The following is a 13,836-nucleotide window of genomic DNA, read 5'->3' on the forward strand; positions in this document are numbered from 1 at the left end:
AGGAGTCGGAGTTCGCTTACGCGGGGATAACAAACCGACTCACTCGTTCTGTCAAAGTTGTTGATGTGCAGTTTCATTCACGACCGGCACGGTTACGCGAACCGTGCCCTCCCCCGGCTATCATCGATCCCGTCGGCTCCACGAATCACCGAAGCGGTACGTCCGCTCGCATCAACGACGGAAGGATAAGCGGTTGATGTCCGTCCACGATGCCGTGCACCGAGGCGATGTGCCACCACCGATCGATCTGGCGGGTCACATGCGCGAACTCGGCCGCGCCCTGCTCCCTGCCCTGATCGTTGCACTGTTGGTGGGTGCAGGCGTGTTCTACGTCAGGAGTGAACTCACCGACAAGCAGTACGCTGCGTCGATCGTCGCCGAGGTCAAGCCGGCCCAGACTCTGGTACCGGGAGACGCGTTCATCGAGCAGATGCGCGCGCCGTTCATCGAGTTGGCAACGGACAGCGGCGTGCTCGAGCAGGTCCTCACCGAAGTCGATACCGACATGGACGCGAGCGAACTGGCATCGAGCGTGGAGCTCTCACCCGGTACGTCACCCGCCCTGCTGACCGTGACGGTGACGACCCGATCTCCCCAGCTCGCAGCAGATCTGGCTCAGGCAATGGTGTCGGCTATGGCACGCACCTCGACTGCCAACGCACTCCGCGACTCGAGTGCGCGCACGGACGAAGGACAATCCGCGATCGACGCGCAGCAGTCGCAGGTCGACGCGTTGCCTGCCGATGATCCGAGCCGGCCGGCCTCGCTGTCCGAGCTGGCCGAACTGCGCACGCGCCAGAGCGAACTCCAGGCCACTGCCGGCGGTGACCAACTGGTCGTGTTGTCGAACCCCGAGCAGAGCAGCACTCCGGTATCGCCGAAACCGGTGTCCGAAGCCCTCGTCGCGGCTCTCGCTGCGCTCATCGTCGCCGCCGAACTGATCGTGCTGCTCCGAGGACGATTCGGCCGCAAGCCTTCCCGCTCCTGGGCCCGTCGGGTGTCCCGCAAATACGGCGCACACTTCGACCCGGCAACCGGCGATGCGGTTCCGCCCGCCGTTGCGTCACGGATCGCCGCGCTCGAGCGTGGGGACCGCCCTGCCTCGCGGGGTGCGCGGCACGCTGTACCCAAGGGCGACAGCGTTGTCCTTCTCTTGGTGGGTGAGGGTGCAGCCTTCGAGTCGGCACACGGCGAGGGTCAGGCCACCGGACATCGGCGCGCTACCGCAGAATTCGGCTTGTCCGAACAGTGGTGGCAGTACACCGACGTGGGAGAGGTCGAAACGGTCGTGGTGCTGGTGTCCAAGCGTGGACGAGACAAGAAGGCAGCAACTGCGGCACTACGTCGGCTGGACGACTTCGACATTCCAGTTCACCTGGTGTTGCAGAACAAGAACTCGTCCAGACGCGTGGAACAGACCGCGCAGCAGATTGCGCCGGAAGGCCAACGCCATGCCAGCTGACAGAATTGCCGTCGTACACGAACGGTTCACCGAGATCGCCGGATCCGAACACGTCATCGAACAACTTGCCCTGCATTGGCCCGAGGCCGAGGTGTTCGCGCCCATCTCGCGGCCGTCCGGGGTTCCTGCCGGCATTAGCCGCGGACCGCACGTATCCGGCCTCAACCGGCTGTACAACGCGCTGGGCCAACGGTCGTACGCACCCGTTCTACCGATGATGCCGCTGGCGTTCCGTCGCATGCCCCTCCGCGGCTACGACGCTGTCGTCGTGAGCCATCACGCATTCGCGACCCAGGCCGTCCACGCGACCGACTCCCCCGTGATTGCCTACGTGCACAGTCCCGCCCGGTGGGCCTGGGATCCCGAACTGCGCGCCGGCGAAGGCGGCGGGGCAGCGGGAGCGGCAATTCTGACGGCGCTGTCGGCGGTGGCCCGTCGATGCGAGATCGGTGCCGCACCGAAACTGACCACGGTGGTGGCCAACTCCACCGCAGTCGCACGTCGGATCGAAGACTGGTGGGGCCGAGACGACGCCGTGGTGGTTCACCCTCCCGTCGATACCGAGGGCTTCACTCCGGATCCGTCGATCGAGCGGGAGGATTTCTTCCTGCTCGCCGGCCGTCTGGTCCCCTACAAGCGCCCGGACATCGCAGTGCGCGCCGCCGCCGAGGCCGACGTTCCGCTGGTGGTGGCTGGTGACGGACGCGCGATGGATGCATGTCGGGCACTGGCTGGACCGAAAACGACTTTCCTGGGCCGTGTTTCGCACGAGAAGCTTCTCGAACTACACCGAAAGACGCGAGCCCTGTTGATGCCGGGAGTCGAGGACTTCGGCATCGTTCCGGTGGAATCCATGGCCACGGGAACACCGGTCATCGCTCTCGGAGACGGCGGTGCCATGGATTCGGTGGTGCCGGGCAAGACCGGGGTGCACGTACCCCCGGGCTCGGACGATGCCGTGGTTGCCGGGTTCGCCGAGGCGATGCGTTCGTTCGATCCTGCAGACTTCGATCGATCCGCCATCCGCACGTGGGCAGAGGGCTTCTCCCGGGCCAACTTTCGCAGTCGTATGCAGGAGGTTGTCGATGCCGTCCGCTGAGCGCACCTACCGCTCGACTGCCTTGGATCGCGTCTTCGCCGATACTCGAATAGTCACCGTCGTGGGCCCCATCAAGGCTCTCGACATCGAGCGCACACGAGCGACGCTCGTCGCCGCCGAGCACATCGACGAGGCACCGCATGTAGCGCTGGAACCACGGGCAGATGCTCGACAATGGCGGTATCGCAACGACATCGCCGGCAAGAATGTCATGGCGGGCACCGGTCCCACCGACGACCTGGGCCGGCTACTGACCGAGATGCGCTCGGGGGACGGCTCACGAAGCCCACTCGAGGTGGTCGTGTTCGACGACCACCTCGCGGTGGACTACTCGCACGGTATCGGAGACGGCCAGATCGGCGTCATGATGCTGGCGGCCTTCTGTGATGATGCCGACGGCGCTTTGGTACCCGGGCTCGCTGCCGGATTACCGTCTAGCACCACCTGGAAGGGACTGTGGCGACACTACTCCCGCAAGCCCAGGACCTTGGCGGACTTCTGGAAGTTACGCGCACGCCATCGGGTCGAGGCCGACAGCACGTCCAATCCCCGTCGTCGTATCGAGAACTGGGAATCCGGGAAAGTCAGCCGCGCCGGGTACATGAACCGAACCGAAGTCGAAGAACTCAAACGCTGGACGGCCGAGAACATGCCCGGAGCGACCGCTGCGTCGGTCTCCATCGCGCTGTGGTCCGCGGCGCTGCGGGCCGAGTCCGTCGACATCGACGACCACATCATGGTCCTGTTCAACAGCAGGCGTTATCTCGATCCTGCGCAACAGAGTTCGCACGGCAACTTTGCCGTCGGCATTCCGCTGCACCTGCCTGCGTCCACCACGCCCGTCGGCATCGCTGCGATCATGCGCGAGGTGATCGAATCCGGTTGGCCCATAGCGGTTCTCGGCATGTCGCACCTGCGCGACGTGGCATCTCGAATTCGTCCCTCATCTCGGGCGCGAGACACCGAGTCGGTCGTCGAAGTTCCGACGACGTTGCGACTGGCCATCAGCGACCTCGGGCGCGTCCGAGTGTTCGATCATCTCGAGTGGATCGACGACGGCAGACCCCCACAGATGGCCGCGTCCCTCGAACCGGACGGTCCGGACGGCTGCACCGTGCTCATCGCCGAGATCAACGGGGGTAGAACGTACACGGCCTCGTTCTGCAACAAGATGATCGAGGAGGCCGTCATGGACGCCGCACTGCAGAGAATGTGCGACGACCCCGTTGCACTGCTGCGCGACGCGTACTGAGAAGCCGGAATTTCTTCACCGCACAGACGGGCAAACGTATGACCGAGGAGTCGACGGTTCTTTTTCTCGCCCACACCGGACAGGTTTCCGGTGCCGAGAAAGTGCTGTTGGATTTGATCGGCGAGGCGACGCGTCGAGGTCATGCCACGGTGATCGCTTGCCCCGCAGGCCCGCTGGCAGAACGCCTTCCCGACGAGGCGCGGCACATCGAAATCGACGAGCTCGGGTTGGGGGGCCAACGGGGAGCCGCTCGTGGGATCGCGGCCGTCCGGATGGTCGCTCGGTGGTTGCGCGCGGCGCGGGCGGTGCGCACCGTAGCCCGCGCACCGGGCACCGCGACGGTCGTCAACTCACTTTTCGCCCTCCCTGTGGCTCGTTTCGCGCGCCCCCCTCGCGGGGCATCGTGGCTGGTCCACGACACGATGACGTCCACGAAGCAGCGTGCGGTGGTCCGATTGGCCCGCCCCGCGGTGCGTGTTGCGGTCTCCGTGTCCGACGCCACCGCGGTGCCTCTCCGCAAAGCCGGTCTGCCGGTCGTGGTGTCACACAACGGTGTGCCGTGGCCGGTTCCGCGATTCGGCGGTGCACTGCATTCCCCGCCCGTGGTGGGGATGTTGGCCCTGCTGACGCCGTGGAAGGGTCATCGCGTCCTGCTCGACGCCGTCGCCACGCTCCCCGACGTCCGAGTCGAACTTGCGGGCGGCAGCTTTCCCGGCGATCGCGAGTACGTCGACGAGCTCCACGCGCGGGCAGCCGAACCGGATCTCGCCGGCCGCGTCGAATTCCTCGGGCACACCGACGCGGAGTCCGCACTGCGCAGGTGGGATATCGTCGTATCGGCGAGTACGTCTCCCGAGGCCGGTCCGCTGTCGGTGCTGGAAGCTATGTCGCATGGACTGCCGGTGATCGGAACGGACCACGGCGGCACGCACGAGTTTCTCGCCGACGGTGCCGGCATCCTGGTCGAGCCCGGAAACTCGGCGGCCCTCGCCGCCGCGGTGTCGGCGATCGTGGACGACGCCGACCGGCGACGTCTGCTCGGTGAGGCAGCACGGTACCGGGTGGCCAGCCGACACGATATCGGCGAAACACTGCCCGAGCTGCTACATCGGCTGACCAGCTGAGTATCAGCGTTCGTCGGCTCGAACTCGGTCGAACTCGACCGTGCACGCGTTCAACTGTGTTTCAATCGGGTGCAAAGTGGAACGAGGGGGAACTGTGACTCGCACATTGACGAGGTCCAACGAGCATTACCAGTGGGGCATGGGCGTCATGACGTCGCTTGCTGTTACAACCCTCGTCAGGCGGATCGTGTCCGTTGCAGCTCTGTCGATGGCTGTCGTGGTCACACTCGAGCTCTCGTTCGGGTACGGCGCCACTACGACCGTTCCGTCGATCGTTCAGTGGACCTGCATGATCGCCGCGTACATCATGGCCGCATTCTGGTGGTTCGGACCGTGGCCGACGCTGGGGCAAGCGTTCGCCTTTGTCGTCATTGCCGATCTGGCAATCTTCGGGGCCACCATAACCGCGAACTTCGCGCCGGAGGTGACGCTCGGCAAGTGCACTTTTCTCATCCCGATGGGTATGCTCGCCGGTTTCTTCTTCGACAAGTGGCGACTGGCCGCTCACATCCTCCTGTGCCTGCTGGGAACGTCCGTTGTCGCGGTATACATAGTGCTCGAACGCGATGTGGATACGTTCGTTGCGGTGGTTCTGTGGGCCCCGATCGTCGTGACACTGACCGGATTCGTCCTGATGTTGCAGCTCACCACCCAATCGATCCGTTCGGAATTCGAGTAGTAGCCAGCGACACGACGCCGCACCATCAGCGTTTCCCCGATACCGACACCGGTCGGCGAGAATTCTCGGCAACCGCCCCACCACGAGCCGAGGAGCTTTCGTGCGCACGTTTCCACATCCCCAGACCGGCACATCGGTGTCCAGCATCGTCCTCGGCTTCATGCGGATCACCGACCTGGACGACGACCGGATCCAGAGACTCGTGGACGCCGCTCTCGATGTCGGCGTGAGCGGTTTCGACCACGCAGACATCTACGGCGGATCGCCGCACACCTGCGAAAAGCGATTCGGGGATGCGGTAACACTGACTGCGTCGCAGCGCGAGCGAGTAAGCATTCAGAGCAAAGTGGGCATTCGCGACGGCTGGTTCGACTTCTCCGAAGAGCACATAGTGTCGACCGTCGAACGTTCGTTGACAGCCCTCGGCATCGATCATCTGGACACACTGCTGCTCCATCGACCGGACACCCTCGTCGAGCCCGACGAGGTTGCGGCGGCGTTCGACACCCTGCACACGTCGGGCAAAGTTCTCGGCTTCGGCGTCTCCAATCACACCCCGGGTCAGATCGAATTGCTGAAAACTGCTGTGACGCAGCCGATTCTGTTCGATCAAGTCCAGCTGAGCATTGTGCATTCCCCCTTGATCGGGGCCGGCTTGACCGCCAACATGGGCTCGGAAGATCAATCGATCGATCGCGATAACGGCCTGTTGGACTACGCAAGGCCACGTGGCATAACCCTTCAGGCGTGGTCGCCCTTTCAGAGCGGTACAGAATCGGGCGTGTTCGTCGGAGATCGCACGCACTACCCCACCCTCAACGACGCCCTGGACGACCTCGCTCGTACTTACGACACCACTCCGTCGGCGATCGCGACAGCCTGGATCACACGCCACCCGGCAAATATCCAGGTGGTCTTGGGCACCACGAATCCCGATCGAGTGGTCGAGGCCGCGGCTGGTTCCGACCTGCGCTTGACCAGGCAGGAGTGGTACCGGCTCTTCGTTGCCGCCGGTCACACCTTGCCCTGACCGGCTCTCAGCTGCGTCACATTCGCCGTTACCATCTCGTTATCCACTCGCTATCGCTCCGTGATGAAGAGGCTTCGATTCGGTGACGTTGCGCTGTCAAGATTGGCCCACGGCATACGACGGAACCTGTAGCCCTCGGGTTCCACCCACAGCATGCCGGTCGCCAGGCCATCCGGACTGAGAGGTTCGCACCGTGACTGTTTCCGATTTCACCGACCTTCGCTTCACCCGTGACCGTGCCGGTCAGCGCTACACGATCGGGATGGAGTCCTACTCCCCCAACCTGACCGTCGTTCGCGCCGCCGGCGAATTGGACATGAGTGCACGAGCAGACCTGATGGATACGCTCGACGGCGCTCTGCGAGCCGATTGTGTTGTGTTGCTGGATCTCTCAGCGGTCGAATTCATGTACTCGGGCGCTGCCAGCGTGATCGTCGACGCGGCCGAGCGTTCCGGTGGACGCCTCGAACTATTCGCGCCGACGCGGCCGGCGCGCAGAGTCCTCGATGCACTGGGCGCGAGGACGATCGGCGCTTACCCGACCCAGGACTGAGCCGCGAGGTTTGCCCGTGGAGATAACCGGCAAACCCTCTGTGGACAGCGACTCCAGTCGGTAACGACCGTGATTCGTCTCGAGAAGTTGGGGCGGCGTTGGTACTGCCGCGGCGGGTCCTCTTCACACGAGGCAAGGATCGTCATATGTCCGACCAGTTCACCAAGAACGACCCCACCACCGCCTACCCGATGCCCGACCGCGGCGACCAGTCCGAACTCGAGCACCCGGGACTGACAAGCGACATGGTTTCTGCACCGGACCACGGCGAGAATTCGTACCGCGGCTCCGATCGCCTACTCGGCCGCAAGGCGTTGATCACCGGTGGTGATTCGGGAATCGGTAGGGCCGTGGCACTCGCGTTCGCTCGCGAAGGTGCAGACGTCGTCATTGCGCACTTGGACTCCGAAGGTGCCGATGCGCAAACGACCGTCGACCTCATCGAAGGCTCGGGCCGATCCGGTAGAGCGATTGCGTGCGACCTCACCGACGAGACTCAGTGCAACCGGCTGGTCGACACCGCGGCCGACGTGCTCGGCGGACTCGACATCGTCGTGAACAACGCTGCATTCCAGATGGCACAGATGGGCGGCATCGCCGACATCACCACCGAGCAGTTCGATCGTGTCCTGAAGACCAACCTGTATGCCCTGTTCTGGATTTCGCGACGTGCAGCAGCGGTGATGCAACCGGGCTCGACCATCGTCAACACGACGTCCATCCAGGCGTCCAACCCGTCGCCGGAGCTGATGGACTACGCGGTGACCAAGGCCGGCATCGTCGCGTTCACCAAAGGGTTGGCCGGAGATCTTGCCGGGCGCGGCATTCGCGTCAATGCCGTCGCCCCCGGTCCGGTGTGGACGCCCTTGATTCCGGCAACGATGCCCGCCGACAAGTACGAGCAGTTCGGTGAAACCGTCCCTCTGGGTCGCCCCGGCCAACCGGCCGAATTGGCACCCGCATACGTGTTCTTGGCATCCAACGAGTCGAGTTACATCACGGGCGAAACGATCGCGGTCACCGGCGGCACTCCCTTCAACTGACCTCGTTGTCGGGGGCCTCGGACGCTCGCCAGGCCAGCAGAACCCCATCACCTTCGGGTCGCCGCCACGGCAGGAACAGCGCAACAGCCAGCGCACATGCCGCGGCGGCACCGACGGTGACGAACGAAGCCAGTTGGAACCCTTGCAGGGAGGCTGCTTTCATCGCGTACACCAGGTCCGCTTTCTGCGCCGCGAAAATGGGATTGGTCGGTGAGTTCACGATTTCGATGACGCTGACGACCGTCTCGCGGGCAAAGGCCTTCTGGTACGGCTGCATGATCGCATCGGGAATGGCGTCGATCCTGGGACCCACATTCGTGGTGTAGATGGATGCGACTATCGAGCCGAGGACCGCAACTCCCAGCGTTCCCCCGATCTCCCTGGTGGTGTCGTTCACTGCAGACCCTGCCCCTGCTTCGTCCAACGACACCGAGGACATGATGGATTCTGTGGCCGGGCCCTGCACGATTGCCAATCCCAGACCCATCAGGATCATCGAGATCACAACGGGTCCCAGGTATGGAGTCTCCACCTCCGTTCGGCCGGCGATGAACATGCCGACGCTCATCACCACCAGACCGAACACGATCACCGCGGTAGTACCGATGCGTTGGGCGATCAGTGTGGCCAACGGTGCGCCGATTGCGATCGCGACCGCGAACGGCAGCGAATGAATGCCGAACTGCAACGGTGTCAGCTCCATGACGCCCTGGAAATACTGGGTGATCATGAACAGGAAACCGAACATGCTGAAATACGCCACTGCAATAGCCAGTGCGGGCAACGAGAAACGTGGGTTTCGGAACAGCTGCAAGTCGAGTACCGGTGACGGCGCGCGAAGCTCCCACCACACGAACGCGCCCAATGCCATACATCCGACGATGTAGCCGCCGAGGCTCAACGGCGACAGCCACCCGTTGTGCGGCGCTTCGATGATCGCCCAGACCAGCACGGTGATACCGGCCAAGGACAGCACGATCCCCAGTGGATCGTATTTTCCGACGTGCTCCGCCTTCGATTCCGGCACGCAGGCAAAGGCTGCGATCAAAACGAGCAGAGCGACCGGAACATTGATCCAGAACACCGAGTGCCACGAGAAGTGTTCGAGCAGAAAGCCGCCTGCTGTGGGGCCAATGGCGATAGCGAAGCCTGCCATCGCCGTCCATGCGGCGATGGCCAGTGCCCGTTCCTTGGCGTCGGTGAAGATGTTGATGATGAGCGCCAGCGTGGCCGGGAACACCGCGGCGGCACACACTCCCATGGCAGCGCGGGCCGCCACCACCTGCCCGAGGTCGGCTGCAACAGCCCCGCCCACAGACATCACTGCGATGCCCGCCAAACCGAACATCATGACCTTCTTGCGCCCGTAGCGGTCGCCGAGGTGACCGAACGCCAGCAATAGACCCGCGAACGTCAGCGTGTAGGCATCGACCACCCACTGAAGCCCACTGATGTCCGCTCTCAGCTGCAACCCGATGGACGGCAGCGCCACGTTGACAACCGTGTTGTCCAGAACGACGAGCAACTCGGCGATGCAGATGACGAGCAGCGCGAGGTATCGCCGACGGAACGGCGGCGCACCTGGTCGATGGAGGGCGAGCGTGGGCAGCGACATGAGGATCCCTTCAAATATGCCGCACGGCATAGTTCCTGAAAGGAAAGTATCTGCAACTGGCCGTTATAGCAACCGCGTCGGGCGGAACAGACTCGACGACGACGCGCGTTGCGCCCCTCCAGCAGGCTGAACACTTCACTATCCATCCGGGATGGGACGGCGACAGCCGTGCAGACTATGGTGTCTGGCATACCCTGCCGCCACTCTTCGGAATCGGAGCAACGCCATGTCCCCTGACACAGACGTCGTCGATCTGAGCAGCCCGCTTTTACTTGCTTGTGGGCAGATCCTGCCGAACCGCGTGATGAAGTCGGCGTTGAGCGAGGGTTTGGCGACCGTCGATCATGCACCCGACTCTCGTCTCGAAACGCTGTACCGCCAGTGGGGTGCGGGCGGTTACGGACTCGTGGTGACCGGAAACGTCATGGTCGACCGATCGCACCTCGGCGAGCCGGGCAACGTCGTCATCGAAGACGATCGCGACCACGATGCACTTGCTCGATGGGCAAAAGCGACATCCGACGGCGGCGCACCCATCTGGATGCAGCTCAATCACCCGGGCCGACAAGCCAATCCGATCGTGACGCGCACCAAGCCCGTCGCACCGTCCGCCGTTGCTCCCAACATCCCGGGGATCCCAGCACCGCGGGCGTTGAGCGAGAACGAGATCCGCGACATCATCGGCCGGTTTGCGACGGCAGCGGCGGTGGCCGAAACGGCAGGCTTCGACGGTGTTCAGATCCACGGCGCGCACGGATACCTGGTGTCTCAATTCCTGTCGCCCTTGTCCAACCGACGCGACGACGACTGGGGCGGCGACCTCGACGGGCGAATGCGATTCGTTCTCGAGGTGGTCCGAGCCATCAGGTCGGCGGTCTCCCCCGGCTTCGCGGTGGGAATCAAACTCAATTCGGCAGACTTCCAGCGCGGCGGATTCAGTGAAGAGGAATCACGGATCACCGTCGAGCATCTTGTCCGGGAATCGATCGATCTCATCGAAATCAGCGGTGGCAGTTACGAATCACCCGCAATGATGGGAACGGCGAGCACCCGCGAGCGCGAGGCCTACTTCCTGGAGTACGCACGCACGGTCCGCGACGCCGCGGGACCGGTTCCATTGGCCGTCACCGGAGGCTTCCGCACCCGATCGGTGATGAGCTCGGCGGTCCGGTCGGGCGAGTGCGACATGGTGGGTCTCGGGCGGCCGACCGCTCTGGCCCCCGGTGTCGCCGGTCCGCTGGTCGACGGCACGCTGGACCGCGTCGAGTCGCCGCGGGTGGCCCTCCGGATCCCATCGAAGGCGAATGCCTTCAAACAGATCAATGGAGCTCTGGACCTGCAGTGGCACACCGACCAGCTTCAGCTCATCGGCGCCGGTCGGCAGCCGAATTCGAGCCGTCCGGCATGGAGAACCGCCGCGACGATGATGCAGCGCAACGGCTGGGATGCATTTCGCAATCGCAGAACGGCCACTACGACGGACCCATCCTCAGCGATCGCGAAATTTCGCCGTGAACGATGGATCGGCAGATACGTTGCGAATCCGATCGTCGACGCGCTCACGGCGGTCGGTGTCAGAACGGCCCTGATCACCGATATCGAGACGGTGGGCCGCAAGACCGGGCTCGCTCGACGCGTGCCGGTGTCGGCGTCCTTCGACAACTCAGGTGCGTGGTTGATCTCCCAACACGGAACCAGATCGGGCTGGGGAGCCAACATCACCGACGAGCCGAGGATCCGAATTCGCGTGGGCGATCAATGGCGCACCGGCACAGCAACGTTCGTACCAGACGACGACGTCGCCATCCGGGCACGTTCCTTCTCGAACAATCCGCTGCTCGGACGCGTCATCGGGGCAGGCTTCCGCGCGTTGCAGACCGACCCCATTTCGGTGCGAGTCGACTACGACGTTTGACCAATGCTTCGGAAAGCACTTAGGTTTGGTTTACTTAAGTTGTGAAGACACTCCCCCGCCTTTCCGTCGCCCTCGGCGCAGTCCTCGTCGCGTCCCTGGTCTCGTCCTGCGGTGCAAACACCGAGCCGGCCGCGAAGAACTCGGGGACCCATTCGGTCTCCACCCAGTTCGGCACCGTCGAAGTACCGGATCGAATCGAGTCGGTCGTCGTGATCGACGGACGACGCGACCTCGATATCGCCCTGGCCTTCGACCTGCCTATCGTCGGGATGCCGGTGGAGACCGAGGCTCCGCCAGAAATTCCAGGTCCCCTGACCGAGCCCACCAGGATGCTGCTCGCAGACGGTGTGCCCGAGCTGTATCCGCGAAACACCGTCGACCTCGAAGCCGTCGCAGGCGTCGAGCCGGACCTGATCATCGGGCGCGACGAAGTGGTCGAGGAGATCTACGACCAGTTGAGTGCGATCGCCCCGGTGTTGCCGGTCGGCTCCACCGGCACCAGCGTCAGCTGGCAGCAGGATGTGACAACGATCGGCGACGCGCTCGGTCGGCAAGACGACGCCCGAACGATCGTCGACGAATACACCGCTCGCGTAGACGAACTCACGACGCAGCACGCCGATGCGATCGCTGATACGGTCGTCCTGCCGATCAGCACATCGGAGCAAGGCGGCATCTCGATAGGACGCGACCGGGTGACGTCTATCGCGCTCGAGGATGTGGGAGCCCGCTTTGCGTCCGCCTGGAACAACGCCAATCCGGAGATCGAATACGGGCCCGAGAACGTCACCGCTGCATCCGACGCCGTGGCGATGATCGCCGCAATCACCTCCGAAGAGGATCTACGGGCGATGAACGCCAACCCCCTGTGGACCGGATTGCCGGCGGTACGGAACGAACGGATCGTGCGTACGGACAAGTTCACCAACGACGGTGGTCCCCTCACCGCACTGTGGACCCTCGGCTTGGTGGAGAAGCTCTACGACGTAGGTTGATCGTCGCTTGGTCCGACACCCGTCGGACGGGCTGGCATCGACTTCCTCCAGGCGACACATGACACAGGCCACACCCGCGGTGATGATTGATGCATGACCAACTTCCCCACTCTCGACCCCGAACTCGCCGCAGCCGTCACGATGCTCCCGAGCATCGATTTCGGCGACGTTCCGTCGGCGCGGTCGACGTTCACCTCACTCCTCGATGCCATGCTCGCCGATCTCTCGATGGACGGAGTATCCCTGCGCGAGCTCACCGTCCCCGGGCTCGAGGGTGCTCCTGACGTCGTCGTCCGATTCTTCACGCCGGAGCAGTCCGACGGGCCGCTGCCCGTGTTGGTATGGATCCATGGCGGCGGATTCGCAATCGGGACAGCCGCTTCCAGTGACCCTTACTGCGTGGATGTCGTCCGGGAGCTCGGTTTCGCAGTAGCGAACGTCGAGTACCGGCTCGCCCCCGAGACCCCGTTTCCTGGGCCGCTCGACGATTGCTACGCCGCACTTACGTACATCCATTCGCACGCGGACGAATTGGGAGTCGACCCGACTCGGATTGCTGTGGGAGGACAGAGCGCCGGTGGTGGCCTAGCAGCCGGAACGGTTCTCCGAGCTCGCGACGAGGGTGTCGTTCCGGTGGCCTTCCAGTTGCTCGAGATACCAGAACTCGACGACCGCCTCACCACCGTGTCGATGACCGACTTCGTCGATACACCGATGTGGCACCGCCCGAACGCAATTCTCTCGTGGCGGTACTACCTGGGCGAGTCCTACGGCGGACCGGATGACCCGAACGTCTCGATCTACGCCGCCCCGGCTCGCGCCACCGATCTTGCCGGTCTTCCGCCGACGTATGTCTCGACGATGGAGCTCGATCCGCTTCGCGACGAGGGCATCGACTATGCGGTCAGGCTGCTGCGGGCGGGAGTGAGCACCGAGCTGCATTCGTTCCCCGGCACTTTCCACGGCTCCGCGATACTGGCAACCGCGGAGGTAAGCCAGCGCGGACATGCGGAGGCGTTGGACGCGCTTCGCCGGGGCTTGCGCCTTCGTGTACCCGCCTCGTAGCGTC

Annotated in this window: 12 protein-coding genes; 11 read left to right on the forward strand and 1 reads right to left on the reverse strand. The window is 63.9% G+C overall.

Annotation, left to right across the window (positions count from 1 at the left end):
• Positions 1–196 precede the first annotated feature (196 nt).
• The 8 genes from ACFI9K_RS23660 to ACFI9K_RS23695 all read left to right on the forward strand — a co-directional run bounded on the left by ACFI9K_RS23660 (position 197) and on the right by ACFI9K_RS23695 (position 8,242).
• Positions 197–1,462, forward strand: coding sequence for a YveK family protein (locus tag ACFI9K_RS23660; RefSeq protein WP_462665773.1), 1,266 nt, complete (start codon positions 197–199; stop codon positions 1,460–1,462).
• Complete coding sequence (locus ACFI9K_RS23665; protein ID WP_462665774.1) at positions 1,452–2,561, forward strand: glycosyltransferase; 1,110 nt, start codon at positions 1,452–1,454, stop codon at positions 2,559–2,561. Before ACFI9K_RS23660 ends, ACFI9K_RS23665 begins: the two co-directional genes overlap by 11 nt.
• A complete protein-coding gene (locus ACFI9K_RS23670) occupies positions 2,548–3,813 on the forward strand; it encodes a hypothetical protein (RefSeq protein ID WP_462665775.1) in 1,266 nt (421 codons plus the stop codon). The genes ACFI9K_RS23665 and ACFI9K_RS23670 overlap by 14 nt, the downstream gene beginning before the upstream one ends.
• Before the next feature lie 38 nt (positions 3,814–3,851).
• Positions 3,852–4,937 carry a glycosyltransferase family 4 protein gene (locus ACFI9K_RS23675; protein ID WP_462665776.1) on the forward strand — a complete coding sequence of 362 codons (1,086 nt, stop codon included), beginning with the start codon at positions 3,852–3,854 and terminating at the stop codon, positions 4,935–4,937.
• A gap of 94 nt (positions 4,938–5,031) precedes the next feature.
• A complete protein-coding gene (locus ACFI9K_RS23680) occupies positions 5,032–5,616 on the forward strand; it encodes a giguanylate cyclase (protein WP_407726614.1) in 585 nt (194 codons plus the stop codon).
• Positions 5,617–5,716: 100 nt separating this feature from the next.
• Positions 5,717–6,646, forward strand: a complete 930-nt coding sequence (locus ACFI9K_RS23685) for an aldo/keto reductase (RefSeq protein WP_462665777.1) — start codon at positions 5,717–5,719, stop codon at positions 6,644–6,646.
• A gap of 193 nt (positions 6,647–6,839) precedes the next feature.
• Complete coding sequence (locus ACFI9K_RS23690; protein WP_462665778.1) at positions 6,840–7,199, forward strand: STAS domain-containing protein; 360 nt, start codon at positions 6,840–6,842, stop codon at positions 7,197–7,199.
• A gap of 146 nt (positions 7,200–7,345) precedes the next feature.
• Positions 7,346–8,242, forward strand: a complete 897-nt coding sequence (locus tag ACFI9K_RS23695) for an SDR family oxidoreductase (RefSeq protein ID WP_462665779.1) — start codon at positions 7,346–7,348, stop codon at positions 8,240–8,242.
• Here the strand turns inward: ACFI9K_RS23695 and ACFI9K_RS23700 are convergent.
• Positions 8,235–9,857 carry an MFS transporter gene (locus ACFI9K_RS23700; RefSeq protein WP_462665780.1) on the reverse strand — a complete coding sequence of 541 codons (1,623 nt, stop codon included), beginning with the start codon at positions 9,855–9,857 and terminating at the stop codon, positions 8,235–8,237. The two genes, ACFI9K_RS23695 and ACFI9K_RS23700, sit on opposite strands and share 8 nt — an antisense overlap.
• A 226-nt stretch (positions 9,858–10,083) precedes the next feature.
• Between ACFI9K_RS23700 and ACFI9K_RS23705 the strand changes: the two genes are divergently transcribed.
• The 3 genes from ACFI9K_RS23705 (at position 10,084) to ACFI9K_RS23715 (ending at position 13,832) form a co-directional block, all read left to right on the forward strand.
• Positions 10,084–11,772 carry a nitroreductase family deazaflavin-dependent oxidoreductase gene (locus ACFI9K_RS23705; protein WP_462665781.1) on the forward strand — a complete coding sequence of 563 codons (1,689 nt, stop codon included), beginning with the start codon at positions 10,084–10,086 and terminating at the stop codon, positions 11,770–11,772.
• 41 nt (positions 11,773–11,813) lie between these two features.
• Positions 11,814–12,767, forward strand: a complete 954-nt coding sequence (locus ACFI9K_RS23710; protein ID WP_462665782.1) for an ABC transporter substrate-binding protein — start codon at positions 11,814–11,816, stop codon at positions 12,765–12,767.
• 93 nt (positions 12,768–12,860) lie between these two features.
• On the forward strand, positions 12,861–13,832 hold the full coding sequence (locus tag ACFI9K_RS23715; protein WP_462665783.1) for an alpha/beta hydrolase: 972 nt from the start codon (positions 12,861–12,863) through the stop codon (positions 13,830–13,832).
• Positions 13,833–13,836: the final 4 nt, after the last annotated feature.

The organism is Rhodococcus sp. PSi06, from assembly GCF_054960675.1.